Raw genomic sequence first — 25,180 nt, 5'->3', positions numbered from 1 at the left:
AACTTGTTGTTTTTGAGTTAATTAGTTGTTAAATTAAGGTTTTTTAAATATCTTTTTAGATAAAAGTTGTATCTTTACACTGTGGTTTTGATTCATTAATGAGCTGTGTATGTTAATTAGGAAGAAGAATGAAAGCACAGCCATTGTACATTTAGTTAATTATAAGTTGAGATAAATCAAAACCAAATTTGGGAGGGCTTTAATAGCCCTCCTTTTTTTTCAAATGGGTAGTAACATTCGTTAGATTATTTGGGAAATATAAATCTGAAAGATGAGTAAATTCGTCACCACGCATAAAAATAGAAACATCTACCTCTTCATAGTTTGATTTTCCGGCAGCAGCAAGCAATTCATTCGCAGCGTGTAGTGTGTTTTTATGAAAATTATATACTCTTTCGAACTTATCAGATACTACTAAGCCTTTTTCGAGCATTCGATCCTGAGTTGCGACTCCTACAGGACATTTGTTAGTATTGCAGCGCAAAGCCTGAATACAGCCTAGTGAAAACATAAAGCCACGTGCACTGTTGCATAAGTCAGCGCCTAAAGCAATTGCTTTAAGAATAGCGTGTCCTGAAATGATTTTTCCACTACAAATAATTCGCATTTTATCACGAATATTCAATCGGATTAGAGTCTTGTTTACAAATATAAGTGCAGGTTCTAAAGGCATTCCTACACCATCTGAAAATTCCAGCGGAGCTGCTCCGGTTCCGCCTTCGGCACCATCGACTGTTATGAAGTCAGGATAGCAATTTTGATCCATCATTTCCTGACAAATGGCTTCAAATTCTTCAGTTTGTCCAATACAAAGTTTGAATCCAACGGGTTTTCCATTCGATAATTCCCGCAGACGGGCAATAAATTGAACTAATCCTTTAGGCGAATCAAAAGCAGAATGACTTGGCGGTGAAAGAATCTCAATATGAGGTAGAACTCCTCTGATTTTAGCAATTTCTTCGGTGTTTTTTGCTGCAGGTAAAACTCCTCCGTGTCCTGGTTTGGCACCTTGAGATAGTTTGAGCTCAATCATTTTAACTTCTGGAAAGTTAGCTTTTTCGGCAAATTTGCCGCCATCAAAATCGCCTCTGTCATCCCTGCATCCAAAATATCCAGTTCCTATTTGCCAGCAAACATCAGCTCCTTGTAGATGGTATTCAGTTAATCCACCTTCGCCGGTATTATGATAGAAATTTCCTTTTTGAGCGCCTTTATTTAATGCGACAATTGCATTTTCGCTTAAAGAACCAAAGCTCATTGCCGAAATATTTAACAAAGAAGCAGAGTATGGTTGTTTACAATCTTCGCCACCAATCATAACACGAGGTAATTCGGGATTTACTTTGGTAGGGAAAATGGAATGTTTTAAACCTTCGTAAGAAGAATTGTTAATGTCTAATTGCGTTCCAAAAGGCGTAGTGTCACTAACATTTTTAGCGCGTCGGTAGGCTAATGAACGTTCGTTTCTTGAGAAAGGTTTTCCGTCAGTTGTTCTTTCGATAAAATATTGCTGAATTTCGGGAGCAATTTCTTCAAACATGTATCTGAAATAACCTAAAACAGGAAAATTTCTAAGAATGGTGTGTTTGTGCTGACGGCTGTTGAAGAAGCCAATAATTAGTAAAAAGAATATAAAAAGAGCTATTAATAAGCTGGTTTTGAATAAAAAATGAGCGGCAAGACTCAAGATGAAGAGTATTACGCCATAAATGAAAAATTCTTTTCTCATGATAAAAAATGTTGTGTGTATCTAAAATAAGAAGAATAACTAACATTTAAATCAATACAAAGGGTTTAATATTTATTTAAATGTTTTACTTAATCCGATGAAATGATTTATATGTTTTTAACTGAAAAATAAACGGACATAAACGTGTTTGATTCCTTTTTTATCGGAATCTCGTTCGTCAATTTCAAGGATATCAGTTAGTGATTTTAGCATAGGAGTTAGTTTTGAAAAGCCATAATTTCTTGGGTCAAATTCTGGTTTTTTCTTGACAATCAGGTTTCCTACATCGCCCAGAAATGCCCAGCCATCATCATCGCCTAAATCCTCAATAGTAGATTCTATTAATTCTATGGTAGGTTCGTCAATTTTATTGAGCGGTTTTTGTGTTGGTTTTTCAGGAGTTTTAGCCGATGTTTTTTCAACAGCTTTCTTAGTATCAATAATCGTTTTAGGCGCTTTTTTCTTGATAGCTCCATCTAAAACTTCGATAAATACAAAACGATCACAGGCACTTATAAAGGGTTTTGGTGTTTTTTGTTCGCCAATTCCTATCACTTTCATTCCGGATTCTCTTAACCGAATAGCTAAACGTGTAAAATCACTATCGCTGGAAACAATACAAAAACCGTCGAGTTTTCCCGAATATAACAAATCCATTGCATCAATAATTAATGCCGAATCAGAGGAGTTTTTTCCTGTAGTGTAACTGTATTGTTGGATAGGAGTAATGGCATGTTCTAATAAAACCGATTTCCAACCGTTAGCATTTGGTTTTGTCCAGTCGGCGTAAATACGTTTTGTGGTTGGTGTTCCGTATTTAGTGATTTCTTCCATCATTCCTTTTACATTACTGTACGGAACATTATCGGCATCAATTAATACGGCAAGTTTGAGTTCTTTAGTATTTTGTGGCATTACAATCTTTTTAAGTGAGCTAAAGATACTTATTTTCCTTAGTAGTTCTTGTTAATTTGCTGTTATTTCATAATACTCTTTCTTAAAATAGAAAAGGAGAAGTTTTTAGCTTCTCCTTTGTTGATTTGTATTTACTTTTAAGAAATTTGTCTTATTAAATATTTAAATTTCCTTCTACGCCATCGCTGTTGTCCGTTGTTTTTCCTGTTAATGCAGCGCCAATAAAACTTAGCATTGTAATAAATTTTCCGGCTTTGGTATCCCAATAATATGTTTCTTCAGGAGTTACTCTAATTATGGTTACTTTTGGATCATCTTTTCCTTCTTCAAACCAAGCATTAGCTAGCGAACTCCATTTTTCTTCAATGGTATGTCTGTCTTTATAAATAAAAGCTTTACCGTAAATAGAAAGGTATTCGGCATTTCCGTTATTCATGAAATACAGCTGTACTTTATTTTCTTCTTTTATTTCGAAATTTTTATTGCTTTCGGCGCTGCTAATGAACCAAAGATTTCCTTCCTGATCGCATTCCTGCAGACTCATTGGTCGGGAATTCATTGGGAGTTCTGTCAAATTGGTACAGAACATACAAATTCGGGCACTTTCTGATAATTCTTTTAACTTCTCAATCGCTTTTCTATGTGTTAAATTTTCTACTGACATCTTTTTCGTTTTTAAAAATTAATCTTTTTTTTCGTCTCCATTGGCACACCAAAAAATAGCTTCTTCCAGTTTTTCTTTTGGAAAAGGTCTAAATTCTCCTGGCATCAGGATGCTAAATATTTCGGTGAAGTTTTGTACTGTATTATTATCCGTAATGATAGCACAACGGTTCCATTTTGTGAGATTTTTTATTCCCAGAAGTAAATCTTGCAACCAGGCTTTAAAGGTAAAATCTTCGATTCCTGTGTTTAAATACAAGAGATAATTTAGTTCGTCAAAAACTTTTACTTTTTCTGCAACAGTGGGAAAAACCACGTTTTCAAAATCAGCTTGTGTTACAGTTCCGCTAGCTTCAAAAGCGGCAACATTGTCTGGGATATTTTGTAGAGTAGTAATCATGATACTTTTGTTTTTCTCAAAAATATCATTCATTTGTTTTTTGTATGTTACAGATTTTTAGTGAATTATTATATGATTTCGGTCTGTTCCTAATTTTTGATTTGAAGATGTTCTAATGTTTTTCCAACTAACATTTTTCTGCCAACGATTTGAAAACCTAATTTTAGATATAATTTTTTGGCTTTCGGATTATCTTTTTCTACCAATAAGCCTAAAGTTTGTTGATTCCTGATAACAAATTCTTCTATTAAAAAATGCAACATTTTTGATCCGATACCTTTTCCTTGCTGATTAGCAGCAACTCCTAGAGAATCAATGTAGATTTCTCCTGATTGGGTTTCGTTTTCAGGATTAAAATCGGGATTAAATTTTGTTTTTATGTATTGAATAATTGGGCTTCTTAGTTCAATTAATTTAGCTCCGTCATAAATATTTACTGCAGCTATAATTTGGTTATCCTCTTCTGCAACAAAGCAATTTTGATAGGAATATTGGTTGTTTTCCTGTTCAATAAAATGTAACAAAAAGTTTCTTGCATTATCATAATCTCGCAGGTTGATAAAATTAAAAATAATATCTTCCATTGCTAATAATAGCAAATTAGCAATACTTTCGGCGTCTTTTAAAGTTGCTTTTCGAATGATCATTAGAAGGTTTTTAAAGTTGGTAATTCTATTTCCTTAAAATTTTCTCCATTGCTTTTCCTTTGGCTAATTCATCAATTAATTTGTCTAAATAACGAATTTGCTGCATCAGTTTGTCTTCGATTTCTTCAACACGGTAGCCACAAATAACTCCCGTGATTTTAGATGCATTCGGGTTGATTTGTGGTGCCTGAGCAAAGAAAGTTTCAAAGTCAGTTTTGTTGTCAAGCAGTTCTTGTAAACTTTGTTCATTATATCCTGTGAGCCAAAATATAATTTCATCGACTTCTTGTTTAGTGCGTGATTTTTTCTCCGCTTTAGCAATATAATGCGGATATACCGAGGCAAATGCCATTTTATAAACTCTGGTGTTATTCATCTTGTTATTGTTCTTCGATTATGGATTGTCCTTTTGATTGATCGCCCGAAGTCCATTGCCAGTTTTCATGGAGTCTTATTTTTCCGTTTGCGAGTATTTCGGGTTTTGAAATACAAATTCCAGTCATTAATTCGCCTTTGTCATTTACTTGATGGTAGCGCATTTCGATAGTTCCATTTGGATCTACTAAACCTATCAAATGACCATATTTGATTTTTCCACCCGAATATTCCGAAGTTACAATATTCCCTGTTTGTTTGTAATGAAAAACAGTTTCGTTTGAGGTTTCTCCGTTTTCGGAATTGCTAACGGGTTTGAAAAATTTGTTGTCGTAATTTAGCATTGATTGTTCATTTTTAATTTTACCAAAGATAGTTTGAACTTTTCCAAGGACAATTGTAACTTATCCAAGGACAGTTTGAATTTTTCCAGAGGCAGTTTGAACTTCTCAGTTACCATTTGCAAAGTTGCAGTTGTCAGTTTAAACTTCCCAGTTGTTCGTTTTAACTTTACAGTAGGCTGTTTTTTATTTCCAGTTGTTACGTTTTTTAGTTTCGGTTATGTGTGCCAAATGATGGTTGCCATGCCAGGCATAGACTCCAATATTTTCGTCTATTCGAAATGTTTTTCCGTGTTCAGGATGGATAAATATTCTTTCGTATTGTTCTTCGGTTAGATTATTTAGTAAAATGCTCCATCTTTCATGAATGCCTTCCAGCATTTTAATGGAAGGTGCAATTGGCATGTTTTTACTGTCTAAAAGTTCGGCCCAGCGTTCTTCATAATAGGGTTTTATTGTGGGTTGGTCTTCAGTTAAAGCAAGTTTAAAACGGGTTAGACTGTTCATGTGACTGTCGGCGCAATGGTGAATAACCTGCCTGATAGTCCAGCCTTCAGGTCTGTATTGTGTATCTAATTGCTCATCAGTTAGATGGTTGACTTCGTTTTGTAATCTTGTAGGAAAGGATGAAATATCAGCAATCCATTGTGATAAAATGTCTTTTGTAATGTTTGCTGGTGACTCAAATTGTCCTATGGGATATTTTAATTGTTCTAATGTCATGTTAGTTTGTGTTGCTTGTTTTTGTAAAGTACCACACGAAAGGATTCGTGCGGCAGCTGTGTTGTAGTCTATTTTAGCTAGTGAGAGCGTCACGCTTGTACCCATTCCTTATTTCTAAAATTTTCTTTCTTATTCATTATCTTTCTTAAAAGCTAAATTTTCTTTTTCTAATGCCGACAGTAGTTTAGGGATTGAACTTTTTCCAAAACCGTGTAAGTTTAAAATTTCTTTGATGCTAAACTTTGAAAGTTCTTCCAATGTGAGGATTCCTTTGTTTTCTAAAGCACGTCTGGCTGGAGCAGATAATAAAGATAAAAAACCTTGCTGAGGTTTTCTTTCAGATTCACAAATTGGACAAACCGGACAATCGCTACTCTTGAAGTATTGATGGCCTTTTTCGCAGCTTCGTAAAGTTTGTTTTGGGCTTTGTTTCATTGTTATGTTGTATCATTTGCACGAGCGTGACGCTCGCGCTAGCTGGGGGTTATAGTGATTTAAAGGTCAAAAATGCGTAATCTGTATTTGTGTTATTTGTCCAATCGTCTTTTTGGAAAAATGAATTTGAGCAAGTAAGACTGAATTTGTATACTTCATTATATTTTTTACCTGCTATGTCTTCGTAAGAAATTGTCAATTTGGGTTTTGGGAAATCTTTAAAATCTTCAAAATCAAATTTTTTACATATTTCATCGTTCATTTTGTTTTTTATTAAAACATAGTCCATGTGAATAGTTGTGATTATCATTGGTATAATAGATGGCTTTTTATTAAAGTCTAAAGTCTCAGGTTTTATGAAATCGATTTTAATTTCGTTTTCCAAATCGTCAAAATTATAATTACTCAAAAACTCTCCATTTTTAGACATGAGAATTGATTTGTCTTTTTTTATTTCAAACTGTATGTTGTTATCCAATCGAACTAACTTTTTTAATGCTTTTCTATAATCAAAATCCCAGCGATATTTTACTTTATTAGCAATTCCATAACCAATATTTTGAAAAAAAACTTGAGAACTAATTGAATGTTTGGTTAAATCATTTTTGTTTTCAGCCTCATGTAATAAATGCAGTTTGAAATAATAAAAGTTTTTACTATTAAAAAGAGGATTTCCTTTTACTGATAAAGTAAATTCATTTAAAAATAATCTAGGTCTATACATAGCTCTCCTTTGTTTAATCAATTCTTTTAAAGCGTAAAGGGCTATAATACTTGATATAAATGTTCCGATTCCAGAAAGATTATTTATTAATTTGTCGATGTTCATAAATTAGGTTTTAGAATATTGTGCATAACTAATTTATACCAGCTATCTAGTGATTCCAATTCAGTTAAAAGTAGTTTTTGCGTAAAATTATCTTTTCTAAGTTTCCCAAATATATTCATTAATTCCTTACAAAGATTCTACTTTTTATTGTTTTGGAAAGGAGTCGTTGTTTTCTAGCCCCGATGGTAGCGGCATCCTTTATGTTCTTTCTTTAAGAACATAAAGATAGAGCGAACAGCGGGTGAAAAAGTAAATGGATACGAAGGTGTTTTGCTGCTAAAAATAAATTTAGCTTTAAAAGGTGGTAGTAAAGTTTAAATAATTATTTTTGCAAACTGTTAAAATTAATGTTATTACATCACAATAAGTATGGTAAAAGATTTATTCGAAAGAATTCAAAGCAATAAAGGACCGTTAGGAAAATGGGCTTCGCAAGCAGAAGGATATTTTGTGTTTCCAAAATTAGAAGGAGAACTAGGACCTAGAATGAAGTTTGGTGGAAAGGATATTTTGAACTGGAGTTTGAATGACTATTTAGGTTTAGCTAATCATCCTGAGGTGCGTAAGGCAGATACTGATGCTGCTATTCAGTTTGGTGCTGCTTACCCAATGGGTGCGCGTATGATGAGTGGTCACACTACTTACCATGAGCAATTAGAAAAGGAATTGGCTGAATTTGTAATGAAAGAATCGGCTTATTTATTGAATTTTGGTTACCAGGGGATGGTGTCTATCATTGATGCTTTGGTTACTAAAAACGATATTATTGTATATGATGTAGATTCGCACGCTTGTATTATTGATGGTGTTCGTTTACATATGGGTAAGCGTTTTACGTATAAGCACAATGATTTAGAGAGCATGGAGAAAAACCTGCAACGTGCTACTAAAATGGCTACTGAAACCGGAGGTGGAATTTTATTTATTACCGAAGGTGTTTTTGGAATGCGTGGGCAACAAGGAAAATTGAAAGAAATTGTTGCTATGAAAGAAAAATACAATTTCCGTTTATTAGTTGATGATGCACACGGTTTTGGTACACTTGGAAAAACAGGTGCCGGAGCAGGTGAGGAGCAAGGTTGTCAGGACGGAATTGATGTTTACTTCTCGACTTTTGCAAAATCGATGGCTAATATCGGAGCATTTGTAGCTGCTGATAAAGATGTGATTGATTATTTAAAATACAACTTACGTTCTCAAATGTTTGCTAAAGCATTGCCAATGATTCAGACAATTGGTTCTTTGAAGCGTTTGGAATTATTGCGTCAGTCATCTGAGATTAAAGATAAACTTTGGGTAAATGTAAATGCGTTGCAAAACGGATTAAAAGAAAAAGGATTCAACATTGGTGATACTAATACTTGTATTACTCCTGTATATCTTGAAGGAAGTATTCCGGAAGCTATGGTGATGGTAAACGACTTGAGAGAGAACTACGGTATTTTCCTTTCTATTGTAGTTTATCCTGTGATTCCAAAAGGAATTATCCTGTTGAGAATGATTCCTACAGCTTCTCATACTATCGAAGATATCAATGAAACATTGACAGCTTTTGAAGCTATTCGTGAGAAATTAGTAAACGGAACTTACAAATCTATTGCTGAGAAAACAACCGTAGATATGGAAGCGCAAGCTTAATTAGATATTAAGTAAGCTCCCTTAAAATGGGAATTATATAAGAAAAATCCATTCACTATATGAATGGATTTTTTTTGCTTTAAAATATCTTTACATTCTATAAACCTAACACCATAATGATTTATGAAAGCAATATACTTACTTAGTAATGTTATTTTACTTGCCATTATTACCTCTTCTTGTATGGGTAATAAAAACAAAGAAGCTGTAATTCCTCCTGCAGAAGTTGAAGCACCAATGGAAACACCTAAAAAAGAGTGTTATCAGGCTGTGATAGAAAAAGACACGATAACATTGTCTGTTGACGTGAATAGTGTAAACGAATTTACGGGAGAATTAAATTATTCTTATTTTGAAAAGGATAAAAGTTTTGGTACAATTTTAGGAAATGTAAAAGGCGATACTATTTTTGCCGATTATAAATTTGAATCAGAAGGAGTGACTTCAATTCGGGAATTAGTTTTCCTTAAAAAAGATGCCAATAGTTATGTTGAAGGCCATGGTGAAATGATTGATGCTAACGGAAAAATGACTTTTAAAGACAAAAAGAAAATTAAATTTGACAGTAATGTCGTTTTTAATAAAATAGATTGTAAGCCCTAAATTTCAAATATGTTGCAGTAATAAGCCCCATTTTGTTTAACAAAATGGGGCTTATTCATTATTATGTTTTTATAATTCTTTTCTAAATGTTTTTCTTCGGCAATGTACTTTTGGATCAAAATGTTTCCAAAGGTTGTGTACCGCAATATTATCGGCAAGTTCAGGAGTTCTAAAACAGTTTTCTACTCCTTTTTCTTTGAAAGTTTCGTAATATTCGTTGAAAATAATAGCAGTTACAGCTTTATTTTGAAAATCAGGATGAACACCTATTAAATAGAAAAGCATGTCTTTGCTTTGTTTTTTTGCTTTTAGCAAATGAAATAATCCAAACGGAAATAATTTCCCTTTGGCTTTTTGTAATGCTCTGGAAAAAGAAGGCATTACAATACTGAAAGCAACAATGTTTTGATCTTTGTCTTCGACAAACTTAATGTATTCAGGATTAATAAAACTGATGTATTTTTTCTTGAAATATTCTTTTTGAACGTCAGAAACAGCTACAAATGAAGATAAATTAGCATAAGAAGTGTTGAATAAATCAAACATTTTGTCAACATACGGCATGACTTCCTTCGTTGATTTAAAATTGAGCGGTTTTAATTGGTATCTCTTTTTTACCAATTCATTTGCTTTTTGGAAAAACTCAGGCTGTACATTCGAAAAAGGAAATTTACTCTCTACATATTCTTTTTCTACTACGTAACCCAGTTGTTCAAAATGATTCGCATAATACGGATGATTGTACCAGGTTACCATGGTTCCTAATTGATCAAAACCTTCGGTTAAAACCCCAACTTTGTCCAGGTTTGAAAATCCCATTGGACCTTCAACATATTCTAAGTTGTTTTTTCGACCTAATTCGTATACTTTTTCTAATAATGCTTCGGTTACATTAATATCGTTAATCACATCAAACCAACCGAAACGCACTTTTTTCTTTTGTTGTCCGTTTACTTCAGCCCAATTGATAATAGCGGTAATTCGACCTGCAATTTCGTTGTTTTTGTATGCCAGATAAAAATAAGCTTCGGCATTTTCAAAAGCAGGATTTTTAGTTTTGTCGAATGTTTCTAATTCGTCGGCAATCAATGGCGGAACCCAAAATTCATTGTCTTTGTATAAAGAGAAAGGAAATTTAATATATTCGGTAAGTTCTTTTTTTGTTTTTACTTCTTTTACTGTAATCATTATTTTATTTCTTTATTCAATTGCGTCTTTTCGTTTCTGATCTTTTTTGGCTGCTTTTCGAACGGATCTTGGTTGCGAAGGAGCATCGTCTAAGTTGATTCTGACTTCTTTATAATTGGCATCATAACACCATGAAAATCCTACGCCGCCATAAAAAACAGTAGGTGTGTCTTTTAAATTATGGCTTACAGAAGCGTCTATTTGCATGCTTTTGTTTAATAAAAAAGCAGCTCCGCCACGTAAAATAGCGTCGCTGTAAAAATCACTTTTATAGCCTTGATTTTCTACAAATCCTGACCATTTTCGGCTAAAACCTTTGGTTAAAGTAAGCACGTAGCCGTAGCTTGGATAATCTGTTCCAATATAATCGGCAATAATATTAGTTACAAAAACCCATGAACCGTCTCCAAGATGATTTTGTGTAATAATCATCGCTTTTGGCGAAATCATCGCATCGGGTGAAAATGCATACGGATTGTTTTTCATTGTAAAATTAGCTCCTGCAAAAACAGAAACAGCCGGAATTAATTGGTGCCAGTTGAATGAGTGGTTTGCTTTCCAGCTATAGATGTTTATTTTCTTTTCGTAATTTTTATAAGGATCGTAGATGAGGTATTTAGCTCCTAAAACCGTCTGCTTTAAATCGGATTTATTGTATTGCAGAAAACCATTTACAAAATCTTCATTTTGATATTGAATATCGGCAATAACTTCTAGTTTTTCCATCAAAAAGCCATAGCGTAAAGTAAGATCAAGACCATATCCGTTAGCATCATATCCTAACAAACGATGTTTTTCCTGAATGCCATAAATACCGGTTTCTACCTGAATTACTGATTTTCCAACAGCATAAGCTGACATGGTTTCGCCCGGACGATTAGAGTTAATCTCATCAGTGTGTTGTCCGTAATTGTAATTTGCTAATAGACTTATAACTAAGGCTAATGTAATTTTAAATTGAGACATGTTTTTTTGGATTTTTAAAGTAATAGGCTTTCCAAATGTACTATATTTTATTATTTATTTAAGAATGATATTCTAATTTTGAACGTAGTATTTGTTAATTTTGCTAAAAAACTATTTGATTATGCAAGAGGCATCATTTTCAGGATTTATAAAAACACTTTTTTACATTATAGCTTTCTATTATATTTTTAGATTTTTGGCAAAATTATTTTTACCATTATTAATTAAAAAAGTAGTCGAAAAAGCGGGTGAAAATATTCACCAGCAACAGCAGCGTCAGTATCAGGATTCCTGGCAAAATACTAAAAATGGAGAGACTACAATTTTTAATACGCCAAATGAAAAAAGACCTCGAGAAACCAAAAAAGTAGGAGATTATGTGGATTATGAAGAAATAGACTAAATTTGCCACACTATTAACCTAATGTTTTAATAAAATTCTCGAAAATTGAAAATAATAAATAAGTTATACCCGCACGCAATTGCCATTTTTGGTTTCCTTTTAGTTTCATTAATTTATTTTTATCCTGTACTTCAGGGGAAGCAAATTTTTCAATCGGATATTGCGCAATATACCGGTATGGCTAAGGAGCAAAACGATTTCCGAGCTGCTCAGCATGTAGAACCTTATTGGACTAATTCAGCTTTTGGCGGAATGCCAACCTATCAGTTAGGTGCAAAATATCCCTATGATTTTATAGGAGCTGTAGATGATGTTTTACGTTTTTTACCTCGTCCGGCTGATTATTTATTTTTATACTTTTTAGGTTTTTATGGTTTACTTTTAGTTTTAAAAGTGGATTCGTTAAAAGCTTTTTTTGGAGCTATTGCTTTTGGCTTTTCAACATATCTGATTATTATTTTGGGAGTTGGACATAATGCTAAAGCACATGCAATTGCCTATATGCCGCTTGTGATTGCTGGATTTATATTGGTTTACAGGAAAAAATATGTTCTGGGAGGTTTGCTCACCATGATAGCAACAGCATTAGAAATTAATGCAAATCACTTCCAGATGACGTATTATTTGTTGATTTTCTTGCTGATTCTATCAGGGTATTTTGCATTTCATTTTATAAAACAAAAAGAATACAAAGCACTTTTTACTTCGTTAGGAGTATTAGCTATTGCAGGGATTTTTGCCATTGGAGCCAATGCGACTAATTTATTGACTACAGCCGAATATGCTAATTTTAGTACTCGTGGAAAAAGCGAATTAACTTTTAATCCTGATGGTTCCAGAAGTACTGATACCAGTGCTATGACCCGCGATTATATTACTGAATACAGCTACGGTATTGCCGAAAGTTTTAATCTAATAGCACCACGATTATTTGGAGGTTCTAATAGCGAAGCTTTAGGTAAGGATAGCAGTATGTACAATTTTATGATTAGTCAGGGTGTACCCGAAGCTCAAGCTGCTGATTTTGTTACAGGAATGCCAACTTATTGGGGAGATCAGCCTATTGTGGCGGCTCCGGCTTACATTGGTGTGATTGTTTTCTTCTTAGGGATTTTAGCGTTAATTATTGATGACCGAAAAATAAAATATGTTTTTCTTTCGGGAGCTATTGTGGCCTTATTGCTTTCCTGGGGTAAGAATTTCTCTTTATTGACTGATTTCTTTATTGATTATGTACCAATGTACAATAAGTTTAGAGCAGTTTCTTCAATACAAGTCATCTTAGAATTGTGTTTTCCGGTATTAGCCGTAATGGGATTACAATCTTTTTTCAAAGTTGATAAAGACAAGCAATGGGAAGGATTATGGCAAACCGCCGCTATAAGTTTAGGAACTATTGTGATTCTATTTTTATGTAAAAGTATGTTTAGCTTCTCTGGTGCCAGCGATAGTTATTTTAACGAAAGTTACGGACCAAGTTTTGTTGATGCGCTTAAAAGCGATAGAAAGAGTTTATACAGTGCCGATTTATTACGTTCAGGATTTTTAATTGTCCTGACAGCAGGAGTTTTATGGTTGTTTTTTAAGAACAGAATAGCACAAAGTACAGCCATCATTTTGGTAGGTTTGTTTATGGTATCTGATTTGTTTTTTGTTGACAAAAAATACGTTTCGGCTAAAGATTTTGTGGGTAAAAGAGAAGTCGAAGTTCCTTTTCAGGAAACAACTTCAGATGCTCAAATATTAAAAGATACTACACATTACCGAGTTTTTGAAATAAACGGAAATTTCTCCAGCGCCAGAGCTTCCTATTTTCATAAATCAATTGGTGGATATCATGCAGCAAAACCGCGTAGAATGCAACAATTATTCGATTACCAAATTGCCAAAAACAATATGGAAATGTTGAATATGCTGAATGTAAAATATGTTATCCAAACGGATAAAGAAGGAAAAGAATTTCCAGTTTACAATCCGGATGCTAATGGTAACGCCTGGTTTGTTAGTGATATAAAGTTAGTAAACAAGGCAGATGATGAGATGAAAGCGCTGAATAAAATAAATACCAAAAAAATAGCGGTATTTAATATACAGCTGCATAGAGATAAATTTAAAAGCGCACGTTTAAAACGCAATATGGATACTACAGGATCAATTCAATTGCGTACTTATAAACCTAATTATATTAAATATATTTCAGATAGTAAAAACGAAGGTTTGGCCGTTTTTTCTGAAATTTATTATGAAAACGGCTGGAATGCTTATGTTGATGGTGTAAAAACAGATTATTTCCCTGTAGATTATGTTCTAAGAGCGATGATACTTCCAAAAGGAGTACATACGGTAGAATTTAAATTCGAGCCCGAAGTTATTAAAACCGGAAGTACTATTACAATTATTAGTGGTATTGGAATGTTATTGCTGTTAATAGGTGGAATTTATTACGAAAGGAAAAAAAGCTCTAAAGCTATAGTTTAATAATTTTTAGATTGCAATTAATCTGTTCAATTTATTAATTCAGGTATAAGATTTTGGATTCAAAAAAACTTTTAATTATTACCTATTATTGGCCGCCAGCTGGAGGTCCGGGAGTGCAACGATGGTTGAAATTTGTTAAGTATTTACCTGATTTTGGTGTTCAGCCTATAGTTTATATTCCTGAAAATCCTACTTATCCTATTGTTGACGAAAATTTGATAAAGGAGGTTTCGGATAAAGCTATTATTCTAAAACAAAAAATATTCGAACCTTATCAATTAGCTTCTTTTTTTTCGAAGAATAAAACCAAGAAAATGAATTCGGGGATTATCCCTAATCAAAAAAAACAATCGTTTTTAGATAAGGTTTTTTTATGGATTAGAGGTAATTTATTCATTCCTGATGCCCGTTTTTTCTGGGTAAAACCATCTGTTTCTTATTTAGAGAAACACATTGTCGAAAATAATATTGATACGATAGTAACTTCTGGTCCACCGCATAGTTTGCACCTTATTGGATTAGAATTAAAACAGAAATTAAATATAAAATGGTTTGCCGATTTTAGAGATCCTTGGACAACAATAGGTTATCATAAATCATTGCGGCTTTCTGATTTTGCAGCTCAAAAACACAAAGAATTAGAATCGCAGGTTTTAAATACTGCCGATACGATTATTGTGACCAGTAAAACTACTAAATCAGAATTTGAGTTACTTACTACAAAACCTATTGCTGTTATTACAAATGGTTTTGATGTGGAGAAAGTTGAGAAACAAACTTTAGATGCTAAATTTTCTTTGGCACATATTGGTTCTTTTCTTTCAGCAAGAAACCCGATAATTTTATGGGAATCTTTAGTCGAATTAGCCGCTGAAATTCCTGATTTTAAATCTCATTTGGAGATTAAATTAATTGGCGCAGTGAGTCAGGAAGTTTTAGATGCGATTGCTCATTTCGGTTTGAATGAATATCTGAATAATTTGGGTTACGTTTCGCACGAAGAAGCGATTGCACATCAAAGAAAATCACAGGTTTTATTACTTATCGAAATTGATTCTGAAGAAACAAAGAGTATTATTCCTGGGAAATTGTTTGAATATATGGTTTCAAACCGGCCAATTATAGCCTTAGGACCTCAAGGTTCTGATTTTGCCGAAATTATTACCGAGACAAATACCGGAGTGTTTTTTGATTATTCTGAAAAAGAAAGATTGAAAAAGTTAATTTTGGATTTATATAATCAATATTTAGAAGGGAAATTACAATCTAATGGTGTAGGTTTGCAAAAATATTCCAGAAAGAAATTAACGGAACAATTGGTACAACTTTTAACATCTAACTCCTAAGCTCATCAATGGGAATCGTTTTAAATCAGTCCTTAAAAAACACCATAATTACATATATCGGCTTTGCCATTGGAGGTTTTAATACCATTTATTTATACCCTGTTTTTCTAGGTGCGGCTTATTATGGTTTGACCAATTATATTGTTTCGAGTGCTAATGTTATCATGCCTTTGTTTGCCATTGGAATGCAAAATACTTTGGTTAAATTCTATTCACAATACAAAACACATGAGGAGCGTTCCCGATTTTTATCTTTCACAGTACTTTTCCCGTTACTTTTTATTATTCCTTTGTGTTTGTTTGGATTCATTTTCTTTGATGAAATTGTAGCGTTTTTATCGAAAAAGAATCTGATTGTTAAAAATTACATTTGGCTTATTCCATTTATTGGAGTGAGTATGGCTTATTTCGAAATTTTCTATGCCTGGCTGCGGGTTCACATGCATTCGGTTTTTGGAAATTTTATTAAAGAAGTCGCTTTACGATTGGCTTCTTTGGTTTTATTAATTGCTGTTTATTATGGCTGGATGTCTGTTGAAGGATTTGTTTATGCAACGGCTATTGTGTATTTCTTAGCGCTTTTAGTTACTATGTTTTATGCTTTTAGTATTCAGGCGCCTAATTTTCAATTCTCAATTCCTGATAATACAAAAGAGGTTTTAGTATATTCTTTTTATATTATTTTGTCAGGAAGTGTGGCTAATTTGTTATTGGATGGAGACAAGATGATTTTGAATCAATATATGAAAATTGATAATATTGCTTTCTATTCGGTGGCTACTTATATTGCTTTAGTAATTTCGGTTCCAAGTAGAGCAATGCACCAGATTGTTTATCCAATTACGGCAAAATTAATGCATGAAAACAATCATGATGAAATGAATAGTCTTTACAAGAAAACTTCAATTAATTTGCAGGTTGTAGGCGGTTTAGTGATGCTGGGGATTTTTGTAAATATCAATATGTTGTATGAAATAATTACAGCAGGTCTTAAAGATCCAGCCGAAAAAGAACTTTACCTTAGCGGAATTACAGTGGTTTTTATGATAGGACTATCTAAATATTTTGATTTGATTTTAGGTAATAATAATGCAATTATTTTTAATACAAAATATTACCGTGCTGTATTGTTTTTAGGAGTATTATTAGTTGTTTTAACTGTGGGTTTAAATATGATTTTTATTCCTATTTATGGAATCATAGGATCTGCTTTTGCAACTTTATTATCAATTACTTTGTATAGTTTGGCTAAATTGTTATTTGTTGTCAAGCGTTTGCATTTGTATCCGTTTACTAAGCAAACCTTATATTCCATTTATCTTACTGCTGTTTTATTTGTGGTGTTTTACTTTTGGGATTTTCCTTTTCATCCCATCGTTTCCATTAGTTTAAAATCTATTTTAGTCACTATCGCTTATGTTTATTTGAATTATAAGTTTGTAATTTCTCTTCAGATTAATGAATTTATAGATGTTTTATTGAAAAAATTTAAAATTGTAAGATAGATTTTATATTTAACTGTTTTTAATAACTGTTAATCACTAAAAGTGGGTATTGTGCATCTTGATTTGTGGTATTAAATTTGTGGTAAGTTAAATCTTTATAATAAAGAATTAACTTGTTTAAATCCCTCAAACAAATGAATAACATACCTTTAATTAAGAATGAGAATTCGAGGAAATTATCTCGTGTTCTCGCCCAGAAAGTCAAGAAAGGTTTTGTAGTGGAAGAAGTAAATGAAAAATTACCTTTTGTAGTATTATCTAAAAAACCAGCAAAGGTAAATCATCGTTTGAATTTTTTAATTTCCTGTGCTACTTTTGGTTTGTGGTCTATTCCTTGGGCTTATAAATGGTTAGACGCAAAAAAAGAACGAAAAATTATTATCGCTATTGATGAGAATGGAATGCCATTCGAAGATAAATGTTATTGTTGATAGTGTAGAATAAAATAAAAAACTCCGTCTTGTTAAGATAAACAGACGGAGTTTTTTTGTTTTTACAGCTTTTCTTTTAAATACTTAGCAGTAATTGATTTTTTGTTTTTTACAATTTCTTCGGGTGTTCCTACGGCTAATAATTGTCCTCCATTTTCGCCTCCTTCAGGGCCTAAATCAATAATCCAGTCGGCACATTTAATCAGGTCGAGATTGTGTTCGATAACTAATAAAGAATGTCCTTTTTCGATTAAAGCATCGAATGAAGCTAAAAGCTTTTTGATATCATGAAAATGTAATCCAGTGGTAGGTTCGTCAAAAACAAATAAGGCTTTTTCTTTAGTAGCTCCTTTTACGAGGAAAGAAGCCAGTTTGATACGCTGTGCTTCACCGCCAGAAAGGGTAGATGAAGATTGACCTAATTGTACATAACCTAAACCAACATCCTGCAAAGGTTTTAGTTTTTGAGTAATTTTATTTTGTTTATTTTTTTCAAAGAAAGCCAGAGCATCATCAATAGTCATTGTTAAAATATCATTGATGTTTTTGCCTTCAAAAGCTACTTCAAGGACTTCTTTTTTAAAGCGTTTTCCATTACAGGTTTCGCATGGTAATTGTACATCGGCCATAAAAACCATTTCTACATTGATAGTTCCTTCACCGCTGCAGGTTTCGCAACGACCGCCATCAACATTAAAAGAAAAATGTTTGGCCTGGTAACCTCTTATTTTAGATAGTTTTTCTTTTGCAAATAAATCTCTAATGTCATCATAAGCTTTAATGTAAGTTACCGGATTAGATCGCGAACTTCTTCCTATCGGGTTTTGATCTACATATTCAATATGCTTGATATGAGAAAATGAACCAGTTATTTCGGTAAACTGACCTGCTTTTTCTCCTGCATTATCCAGCTTTTTCTGCATGGCTGGAAACAGGATTTTTTTGATTAATGTACTTTTTCCACTTCCGGAAACTCCTGTAATTACTGTTAACACATCTAGTGGAAATGTAACATCAATATTTTGAAGATTATTTTCTCTGGCGCCTTTTATTTCAATATGATTTTTAAAAGCACGACGTTTTTTAGGAACCGCAATTTCTAAATCTCCGCTAAGGTATTTTGAAGTTAAAGAATTCGATTTTAATATTTCTTTAAAATTTCCCTGAGCGACCAATTCTCCTCCAAAAGTTCCTGCTTCAGGACCAATGTCAATAATCATATCGGCAGCTTTCATGATGTCTTCGTCGTGTTCTACAACAATTACAGTATTGCCTAAATCACGTAATGAAAGTAACACTTTTATTAAACGCTCACTGTCTTTTGGGTGTAAACCAATACTCGGTTCATCCAGAATATACATCGAACCAACCAAACTACTTCCAAGTGAAGTTGCTAAATTAATACGCTGTGATTCTCCTCCTGAAAGTGTGGAAGAATTTCGATTCAAAGTCAAATAATCTAAACCCACCTCGGTTAAAAAAGACAAACGATTATTGATTTCGACTAATAATCTTTTAGCAATTTGTTTTTCGTATTCGTTTAAATCTAAATTTTTAAAGAAATCAACTAAATGTTTAATAGGTAAATCAACAAGATCAGAAACCGTTTTACCATTTATTTTTACATAAGAAGCTTCCGGACGAAGGCGTCGTCCTTTACAACTTTGGCATTTGGTTTTTCCTCGGTAACGTGATAACATCACGCGGTTTTGTATCTTATAGTTTTTCTCTTCCAGCTCTGCAAAAAAATCATTTAAACCCTGAAAATAAGAATTTCCAGTCCAGATTAATTCTTTTTGTTCTTCGGTTAACTGAAAGAAAGGTTTATGAATAGGGAAATCAAATTTGTAAGCGCTATTCACTAATTGGTCACGATACCAACTCATACTTTCCCCACGCCATGGGAAAATAGCATTTTCAAAAATTGATAAACTCGTATTAGGAACTACTAATTCGGCATCGATACCAATAATATTTCCGTAACCTTCACAACTTGGGCAGGCTCCATAAGGATTGTTAAAGCTGAATAAATGTAAGTTGGGCTCTAAAAAAGTAATACCATCCAATTCGAAATTATTCGAATAATCAAATCTTTTATCTGAATTTAATTCCTGCAAATAACAGATTCCTTTTCCTTCATAAAATGCAGTTTGTACCGCATCGGCAAGGCGATTATAAAATTCTTCTTCGTCCTTAACTACAATTCGGTCAACAATTAAAGTAACATCTTTATTGTCTAATGAATGTTGGTCAATTTCATCTAAACGAACGGTTTCATTATTGACTAATATTCTTGAAAATCCTTGCTGAAGTAATACTTTCAGTTTGTCTTCCAATTGTCTTCCTTCTTCAAGATGAATAGGAGCAAGCAATAACCATTTGCTGTTAAGTTCTAAAGTTTTTACATCAGCAACAACATCTGTAACCGTATTTTTTTTGGCTTCACGACCTGAAACTGGAGAAAAAGTTCTTCCTATTCGCGCATACAACAATTTCATGTAGTCGTAAATTTCAGTCGAAGTTCCTACCGTTGAACGCGCATTTGTAGTATTAACTTTTTGTTCAATTGCAATCGCTGGAGCAATTCCTTTGATGTATTCTACTTTAGGTTTGTCTAATCTTCCAAGAAATTGCCTCGCATACGAAGATAAACTTTCTACATAACGGCGCTGTCCTTCGGCATACAAAGTATCAAAGGCTAAACTGGATTTTCCAGACCCTGAAAGACCAGTTATTACCACTAATTTATTGCGCGGAATTACAACATCAAGATTCTTTAAATTATGAACCTGAGCTCCTTTGATTATTATGTTTTTCTTTGGATCTATTTTAGAAAAGTCAACTTGCATAAACGATATTGGATTTCTACAAAAGTAATCATTTTCCAGAAGACAATAAACTTAGGTTTCTTCTAAGTTAGAATAGTGTTTCTTAATCTTTAGCGTCAATATTGCTGTTAAATGAGTCAAAAATTAATAAATAATTATTTTTATGCAATTTTTCATCCTTTTATTTGTTGGTCGAAACAATTATTTGTTAAATTTGAAAAATCGAATAATCTTTTTAAAATAAAAGCGCCTATAGTATACAACTACTTTTTAGAAAAATAACCCAAATTAACTTATACTAAAAAGTATTACTATGATAGCTGATATTCAAATTCCCGACGCTTTGTTGGTACAGGATTATGTAGCGGGCAAAGAAGAAGCCTTGGCTACCCTAATAAAAAGACACGAATCAAAAATTTACGGTTTTATATATTCAAAAGTATCTGACAGAGATGTTGCTAATGATATTTTTCAGGACACTTTTATAAAAGTGATTAAAACTTTAAAATCCAATTCTTATAACGAAGAAGGTAAATTTCTTCCTTGGGTGATGCGAATTGCACACAATTTAATCATCGATTTTTTTAGAAAAAACAAGAAAATGCCATTGTATCGGGAGACCGAAGAATTCTCGGTTTTTTCGATTATGACAGATGATGCGTTAACTATCGAAAATCAGTTAATTGCAAATCAGGTAGAATTAGATATTCAGAAACTGATTGAAGAACTTCCGGAAGATCAAAAGGAAGTTTTAATCATGCGTATGTATAAAGACATGAGTTTTAAAGAAATTTCAGAGCTGACAGGTGTAAGTATTAATACTTCTTTAGGCAGAATGCGTTATGCTTTGATGAATTTGAGAAAAGTAATTGATAAACATCAAATTATTTTGACCAATTAAGCAATATTTAAATACTTGTCACGTTGTATTCTAACATATAAAAATATAAATACAGCATGGCAAAAATTTACTCTAAAAAAAATCAACTTACGACAAAGATGAAACCTAAAAAAGAAGTTGTTTCTTTTCTTTTGAATTATTCAAAAGCACTGCACATGATTAATGTAGCAAATAAAAGTTTTGAAATCGTTGCGAATTAATTAAGCTAGTAATAGCTGTTTTGGTAAATCTCACTAATTGTTATAAAATTAGTGAGATTTACTTTTTATAGCCATCTAAGGCTGTTTTTCTTCCAATGGTCCTGGTAATAACATCTTTTTCTAAACTCCAGCCACGAGCGGGCGAATATTCTCTACCGTACCAAATAATCTGCAAATGTAAATCGTTCCAAATTTCTTCAGGAAAAATACGTTTGGCATCTTTTTCGGTTTGGGCAACACTTTTTCCATTGGATAAATTCCATTTGTACATTAATCGGTGAATATGAGTATCTACAGGAAATGCCGGAACTCCAAAAGCCTGCGACATCACTACGCTTGCCGTTTTATGTCCTACAGCAGGTAATTCTTCCAGAGCTTCAAAACTCTGCGGTACAATACCATTGTGTTTTTCGATTAGAATTTGTGATAAGCCATGAATTCCTTTCGATTTCATTGGCGATAATCCACAAGGTCGAATGATTTCCTTGATTTCTTCCACTGTCATTTTTACCATATCATATGGATTATCGGCTTTTGCAAAAAGCAAAGGCGTAATTTGGTTTACACGTACATCGGTGCATTGAGCCGAAAGCAAAACCGCAATTAACAGCGTGTATGGATCTTTATGGTCTAAGGGAACCGGAATAGTAGGATAGAGTTCTTTTAATGTATTTATAACAAAAGTTACCCTTTCTTGTTTGGTCATTTTAGTTTAATTTTGAATCGTAAAGAAAAGGAATTTCAATGGCAATGGCAAAAAATCAATGACAATGTCAATATCAAAAACAATTAAAAAATAAAACTTAGTGAACTTAGCGGAAGCTTTGCGAACTTTGTGGTTAAATAGAAAAAACATGACAACATTAAAAAAAGGCGATAAAGCTCCCGATTTTTTTGGCGTAGACCAGGACGGAAAGCCACATCAATTAGAAGATTATAAAGGGAAAAAACTAGTGGTTTTCTTTTATCCAAAAGCCAATACGCCGGGCTGTACTGCCGAAGCCTGTGATTTAAGAGATAATTTCGAGCGTTTTCAGGCCAATAATTATGCTTTGTTAGGTGTAAGTGCTGATTCGGCAAAAGCGCAGGCTAAATTCAAAGATAAATACGAATTTCCTTTTCCATTATTGGCTGACGAAGAAAAAGAAGTTATTCAGGCATTTGGCGTATGGGGACCAAAAAAGTTCATGGGACGCGAATATGACGGAATTCACAGGACTACTTTTGTAATCGACGAAAACGGAATCATCGACGAAGTAATTGAAAACGTAAAAACCAAAGAGCACGCTGCTCAAATTTTAAAGTAAATGAAAACGCCACAAGAGAATTTCTTTGTGGCGTTTTTAGTTTAGTAAAGTTTTATACTTTTTTAAGAAATCTGTTTCTGATTGAAACTGCTATTTCTATTAAAGAAATGTAAATCCGATTCTTTTGTTTAATCCGATTTCAAAAATTCGGATTAGTGTTGAAAGCTGAATATTTCCTTTTGCGTTTTCAATTTTAGAAATGTAGCTTTTCTTTGTTCCGGTTTTCTCTGCTAATTGTTCTTGCGTAAGATTAGCATTTTTTCTGGCTTCTTTAAGCATTTCGCTAATGATGAACATTTGAGAGTTTTCTTCATATTTATTTCGGTTTTCTGTCCCGATGTTTCCGTGCTCTAATTCTATTAGCTCATCAAATGTTTTTATGTTATCGTAATTTTTCATAATTATTTTTCTTGAAAATACTCGTTCATTAATTCAATTGCTTTTTCGATTTCATTTTTTGGTGTCTTTTGAGTTTTCTTTTGAAAACCGTTAAAAAGTACAACCAATTTTCCGTCGTCAAAACAGCAGAATATTCTATAAATATTCGATTGATATTCCACTCTAATTTCATAAAGTCCATCTGTTCCAGTTAAATGTTTTAAAAATTTTTCAGGAACCCGATCGACTTGTTTGATCAATTCAAGAACATATTGAATTTTGCCTTTCACTTTTATATCTTGTTCACGATAGAAATCGATGAAGTAATTTTTATGAAAAATGATTGTTCTTGTCATAAAGCAAAGTTATCTTAAAAGAGAACTAAAACAAAATATTCTAATGATTTTTTGTTGCAATTCACAGAACCACTTTTGTAATCGACGAAAACGGAATCATCAAGGAAGTAATTGAAAATGTAAAAACCAAAGAGCACGCTGCTCAGATTTTAAAGTAAATAAAAACACCACAAGAGAATTTCTTTGTGGCGTTTTTTTATGATTAAAATGTCCCGTCCTGAAATAACGATACACAAAAAAGATCGTTATGGAATTACAAACTAATTATGTTAAGCGTACACAAAAAGACTATAGTATGTCTTTTAAACTTCAGGTTGTCCAAGAAATAGAGCAAGGAGGACTATCTACTCATTCCGCCTGCCGAAAATATGGCATTCAGGCACGTTCAACTGTTGTTCAATGGTTACGAAAATTTGGTAATTTTGATTGGGAAAGCCAAACACCTTCTAATATGCCAAAATCACCAGAACAAAAAATAATGGAACTTGAAGCCCAAGTTAAATTATTAGAAAAACAAAAAGCTTTTTTAGAGCGACAAGCTTATGTTGCAGACAAAAAAGTTATCCTTTTTGATATGATGATTGATTTAGCTGAAAAAGAATATCATATTGATATTCGAAAAAACTTACCACCCGAACAATCGACCAATTTAAAGAACAACAACAAGAAACAATAAAGTTTACCTGTTATTTGTTCGGGGTAAATAGACAGGTTTATTATCGAAAAATCAAAAGGAAAACACACAAACAACATATTGCTCAGGAAGTAGTTTCCATGGTTAATGATATTAGAAAAATAATGCCTAGAATTGGTACCCGAAAGCTGTATTTTCTTTTGTTTGACAAACTTGAATTAAAGAAAATAGGCAGGGATAAATTCTTTGATATTCTCAGAGCTAATCATTTATTAATACAACCTAAACGGAGTTATCATCTTACAACTAACTCACATCATCGATTTAGAAAACATCAAAATTGGGTTTTAGATTTAAAAATTAACAGACCCGAACAAGTTTGGGTATCTGATATTACCTATATTGGAAAGAGAGATGCTCCTTGTTATTTAAGTTTAGTCACAGATGCTTATTCTAAAAAAATAATGGGCTATTATGTTGCTGACAATCTAAATACAAAAAGTAGTTTATTCGCTTTAAAAATGGCTCTTAAGCAACGTAAAAACAAGAAACAGACACTAATACATCATTCTGATAGAGGATTGCAATATTGCGCTGAAGAATATCAAAAAGTACTCTGTAAAAATAAAGTAAAATGCAGTATGACCCAAAATTCGGATCCTTATGAAAATGTAGTTGCAGAAAGAATTAATGGTATCCTAAAACAGGAATTTATGATTGATAAATACAACCAAAAAAAACAAATCATGCAGAAAGTAGTTAAAGAAGCAATTGATATTTACAATCAATTTAGACCTCATTATTCCAATTATATGTTAACACCTAACCAGATGCATAATCAAAATTCAATTCAAATGAGAACTTATAGAACTAAAAACAGTAGCAAACCTGAACTTGCTACTGTTTAAAATTGTACTTTTATTTTTTATTAATCCTGTATCACTTTTTCAGGACTAGACAA

28 protein-coding genes and 1 pseudogene are annotated in these 25,180 nt (G+C 32.8%); 13 read left to right on the top strand and 16 right to left on the bottom strand.

Annotation, left to right across the window (positions count from 1 at the left end):
• Positions 1–199 precede the first annotated feature (199 nt).
• The 10 genes from FEM21_RS04295 to FEM21_RS04250 form a co-directional block, all read right to left on the bottom strand.
• Positions 200–1,729, bottom strand: coding sequence for an FMN-binding glutamate synthase family protein (locus FEM21_RS04295; protein ID WP_035658239.1), 1,530 nt, complete (start codon positions 1,727–1,729; stop codon positions 200–202).
• 117 nt (positions 1,730–1,846) lie between these two features.
• Positions 1,847–2,644, bottom strand: a complete 798-nt coding sequence (locus FEM21_RS04290) for an NYN domain-containing protein (protein ID WP_035658237.1) — start codon at positions 2,642–2,644, stop codon at positions 1,847–1,849.
• 154 nt (positions 2,645–2,798) lie between these two features.
• Positions 2,799–3,308 carry a pyridoxamine 5'-phosphate oxidase family protein gene (locus tag FEM21_RS04285; RefSeq protein WP_035658235.1) on the bottom strand — a complete coding sequence of 170 codons (510 nt, stop codon included), beginning with the start codon at positions 3,306–3,308 and terminating at the stop codon, positions 2,799–2,801.
• Between the two features lie 18 nt (positions 3,309–3,326).
• Entirely contained in the window at positions 3,327–3,740 is a 414-nt protein-coding gene (locus tag FEM21_RS04280) for a SpoIIAA family protein (protein ID WP_236353516.1), read from the bottom strand.
• Between the two features lie 56 nt (positions 3,741–3,796).
• Entirely contained in the window at positions 3,797–4,354 is a 558-nt protein-coding gene (locus tag FEM21_RS04275) for a GNAT family N-acetyltransferase (protein ID WP_035658232.1), read from the bottom strand.
• Positions 4,355–4,379: 25 nt separating this feature from the next.
• The gene (locus FEM21_RS04270) at positions 4,380–4,730 is read right to left on the bottom strand and encodes a DUF2200 domain-containing protein (RefSeq protein WP_035658230.1); all 351 of its coding nucleotides are present in this window, start codon (positions 4,728–4,730) and stop codon (positions 4,380–4,382) included.
• Positions 4,731–4,734: 4 nt separating this feature from the next.
• Complete coding sequence (locus tag FEM21_RS04265) at positions 4,735–5,073, bottom strand: hypothetical protein (protein WP_035658227.1); 339 nt, start codon at positions 5,071–5,073, stop codon at positions 4,735–4,737.
• A 183-nt stretch (positions 5,074–5,256) separates the two neighbouring features.
• Entirely contained in the window at positions 5,257–5,898 is a 642-nt protein-coding gene (locus tag FEM21_RS04260; RefSeq protein ID WP_316930337.1) for a YfiT family bacillithiol transferase, read from the bottom strand.
• 24 nt (positions 5,899–5,922) lie between these two features.
• Entirely contained in the window at positions 5,923–6,228 is a 306-nt protein-coding gene (locus FEM21_RS04255; protein WP_035658221.1) for an RNA polymerase alpha subunit C-terminal domain-containing protein, read from the bottom strand.
• A gap of 49 nt (positions 6,229–6,277) precedes the next feature.
• A complete protein-coding gene (locus tag FEM21_RS04250) occupies positions 6,278–7,057 on the bottom strand; it encodes a hypothetical protein (RefSeq protein WP_035658219.1) in 780 nt (259 codons plus the stop codon).
• Between the two features lie 369 nt (positions 7,058–7,426).
• Here FEM21_RS04250 and FEM21_RS04245 point away from each other — a divergent pair, with 369 nt between their 5' ends.
• Both FEM21_RS04245 and FEM21_RS04240 read left to right on the top strand, forming a co-directional pair.
• Positions 7,427–8,695, top strand: a complete 1,269-nt coding sequence (locus tag FEM21_RS04245) for an aminotransferase class I/II-fold pyridoxal phosphate-dependent enzyme (RefSeq protein WP_035658218.1) — start codon at positions 7,427–7,429, stop codon at positions 8,693–8,695.
• A 123-nt stretch (positions 8,696–8,818) separates the two neighbouring features.
• Positions 8,819–9,298 carry a hypothetical protein gene (locus FEM21_RS04240; RefSeq protein WP_035658215.1) on the top strand — a complete coding sequence of 160 codons (480 nt, stop codon included), beginning with the start codon at positions 8,819–8,821 and terminating at the stop codon, positions 9,296–9,298.
• Positions 9,299–9,367: 69 nt separating this feature from the next.
• Here the strand turns inward: FEM21_RS04240 and FEM21_RS04235 are convergent, their stop codons facing one another.
• On the bottom strand, positions 9,368–10,486 hold the full coding sequence (locus tag FEM21_RS04235; protein WP_035658213.1) for a hypothetical protein: 1,119 nt from the start codon (positions 10,484–10,486) through the stop codon (positions 9,368–9,370).
• Positions 10,487–10,498: 12 nt separating this feature from the next.
• Positions 10,499–11,452, bottom strand: coding sequence for a transporter (locus FEM21_RS04230; protein ID WP_035658211.1), 954 nt, complete (start codon positions 11,450–11,452; stop codon positions 10,499–10,501).
• 121 nt (positions 11,453–11,573) lie between these two features.
• Here FEM21_RS04230 and FEM21_RS04225 point away from each other — a divergent pair, with 121 nt between their 5' ends.
• From FEM21_RS04225 to FEM21_RS04205, 5 genes are all read left to right on the top strand, one after another.
• Complete coding sequence (locus FEM21_RS04225) at positions 11,574–11,855, top strand: DUF4834 family protein (protein ID WP_035658209.1); 282 nt, start codon at positions 11,574–11,576, stop codon at positions 11,853–11,855.
• Positions 11,856–11,900: 45 nt separating this feature from the next.
• A complete protein-coding gene (locus tag FEM21_RS04220) occupies positions 11,901–14,333 on the top strand; it encodes a YfhO family protein (protein WP_035658206.1) in 2,433 nt (810 codons plus the stop codon).
• Between the two features lie 53 nt (positions 14,334–14,386).
• A complete protein-coding gene (locus FEM21_RS04215) occupies positions 14,387–15,679 on the top strand; it encodes a glycosyltransferase family 4 protein (RefSeq protein ID WP_035658204.1) in 1,293 nt (430 codons plus the stop codon).
• A gap of 8 nt (positions 15,680–15,687) precedes the next feature.
• Complete coding sequence (locus tag FEM21_RS04210) at positions 15,688–17,184, top strand: oligosaccharide flippase family protein (RefSeq protein ID WP_035658201.1); 1,497 nt, start codon at positions 15,688–15,690, stop codon at positions 17,182–17,184.
• A gap of 134 nt (positions 17,185–17,318) precedes the next feature.
• Positions 17,319–17,615 carry a hypothetical protein gene (locus FEM21_RS04205; protein WP_035658199.1) on the top strand — a complete coding sequence of 99 codons (297 nt, stop codon included), beginning with the start codon at positions 17,319–17,321 and terminating at the stop codon, positions 17,613–17,615.
• A 62-nt stretch (positions 17,616–17,677) separates the two neighbouring features.
• On the opposite strand, the gene uvrA is transcribed toward FEM21_RS04205, so the two are convergent.
• Positions 17,678–20,464: an excinuclease ABC subunit UvrA gene (gene uvrA, locus FEM21_RS04200; protein ID WP_035658197.1), complete on the bottom strand. Its 2,787-nt coding sequence runs from the start codon at positions 20,462–20,464 to the stop codon at positions 17,678–17,680.
• Positions 20,465–20,759: 295 nt separating this feature from the next.
• On the opposite strand from uvrA, the gene FEM21_RS04195 reads away from it, so the two are divergent.
• Both FEM21_RS04195 and FEM21_RS16590 read left to right on the top strand, forming a co-directional pair.
• Positions 20,760–21,344 carry an RNA polymerase sigma factor gene (locus FEM21_RS04195; RefSeq protein ID WP_035658403.1) on the top strand — a complete coding sequence of 195 codons (585 nt, stop codon included), beginning with the start codon at positions 20,760–20,762 and terminating at the stop codon, positions 21,342–21,344.
• Between the two features lie 56 nt (positions 21,345–21,400).
• Positions 21,401–21,544, top strand: a complete 144-nt coding sequence (locus tag FEM21_RS16590; RefSeq protein WP_201448268.1) for a hypothetical protein — start codon at positions 21,401–21,403, stop codon at positions 21,542–21,544.
• A gap of 58 nt (positions 21,545–21,602) precedes the next feature.
• On the opposite strand, the gene FEM21_RS04190 is transcribed toward FEM21_RS16590, so the two are convergent.
• Positions 21,603–22,250: an endonuclease III domain-containing protein gene (locus FEM21_RS04190; protein WP_035658194.1), complete on the bottom strand. Its 648-nt coding sequence runs from the start codon at positions 22,248–22,250 to the stop codon at positions 21,603–21,605.
• 148 nt (positions 22,251–22,398) lie between these two features.
• Between FEM21_RS04190 and bcp the strand changes: the two genes are divergently transcribed.
• Positions 22,399–22,851, top strand: coding sequence for a thioredoxin-dependent thiol peroxidase (gene bcp / locus FEM21_RS04185; protein WP_035658192.1), 453 nt, complete (start codon positions 22,399–22,401; stop codon positions 22,849–22,851).
• Positions 22,852–22,950: 99 nt separating this feature from the next.
• Here bcp and FEM21_RS04180 read toward each other — a convergent pair whose 3' ends face one another.
• Positions 22,951–23,250, bottom strand: coding sequence for a helix-turn-helix domain-containing protein (locus FEM21_RS04180; RefSeq protein WP_035658189.1), 300 nt, complete (start codon positions 23,248–23,250; stop codon positions 22,951–22,953).
• Between the two features lie 2 nt (positions 23,251–23,252).
• The gene (locus tag FEM21_RS04175) at positions 23,253–23,585 is read right to left on the bottom strand and encodes a type II toxin-antitoxin system RelE/ParE family toxin (RefSeq protein WP_035658187.1); all 333 of its coding nucleotides are present in this window, start codon (positions 23,583–23,585) and stop codon (positions 23,253–23,255) included.
• Between the two features lie 59 nt (positions 23,586–23,644).
• Between FEM21_RS04175 and FEM21_RS16675 the strand changes: the two are divergent.
• The 3 genes and pseudogenes from FEM21_RS16675 to FEM21_RS04165 form a co-directional block, all read left to right on the top strand.
• Positions 23,645–23,743, top strand: a pseudogene (locus FEM21_RS16675) (peroxiredoxin); the annotation flags it as partial.
• Positions 23,744–23,832: 89 nt separating this feature from the next.
• The gene (locus tag FEM21_RS16585) at positions 23,833–24,261 is read left to right on the top strand and encodes a transposase (RefSeq protein ID WP_035658185.1); all 429 of its coding nucleotides are present in this window, start codon (positions 23,833–23,835) and stop codon (positions 24,259–24,261) included.
• A gap of 14 nt (positions 24,262–24,275) precedes the next feature.
• On the top strand, positions 24,276–25,127 hold the full coding sequence (locus tag FEM21_RS04165; protein WP_035658183.1) for an IS3 family transposase: 852 nt from the start codon (positions 24,276–24,278) through the stop codon (positions 25,125–25,127).
• Positions 25,128–25,180: the final 53 nt, after the last annotated feature.

Origin of the sequence: Flavobacterium seoulense (genome assembly GCF_000695795.1) — a bacterium.
Taxonomy (GTDB): Bacteria; Bacteroidota; Bacteroidia; order Flavobacteriales; family Flavobacteriaceae; genus Flavobacterium; species Flavobacterium seoulense.
The sequence above is the reverse complement of the archived record's forward strand: the minus strand, read 5'-3'. Positions and strand labels throughout refer to the sequence as shown.